The organism is Methylobacterium frigidaeris, from assembly GCF_022179185.1.
GTDB lineage: Bacteria > Pseudomonadota > Alphaproteobacteria > Rhizobiales > Beijerinckiaceae > Methylobacterium > Methylobacterium frigidaeris.
Genome location: NZ_BPQJ01000283.1, coordinates 1 through 250, shown reverse-complemented (window position 1 = coordinate 250; position 250 = coordinate 1). Strand labels below are relative to the sequence as shown.

The following is a 250-nucleotide window of genomic DNA, read 5'->3' as shown; positions in this document are numbered from 1 at the left end:
GGTGGTGATGACCCAGATCGAGCTCGAGCGGCAGACGGAGGATTACCTGAACCGGTTCGAGGCCGCCGTCCGCCGCTGCCCGGACATCCAGGACTGCTACCTCATGACGGGCAGGTCCGATTACCTGCTGAAAATCCGGGTGGCCGATGCCGGGGAGTACGAGCGGCTTCACCGATCCGTGCTGTCGAAGCTGCCCGGCGTATCCCGGATCCAGTCCAGCTTCACGATCCGGAGCGTCGTCGGCCGCTGA

At 65.2% G+C, this 250-nt stretch carries 1 protein-coding gene; it reads left to right on the top strand.

Annotated features, from left to right (window positions below):
* The coding region (locus MFF64_RS37165; RefSeq protein WP_238194072.1) for an Lrp/AsnC ligand binding domain-containing protein at positions 1–250 on the top strand (250 nt) is incomplete at its 5' end.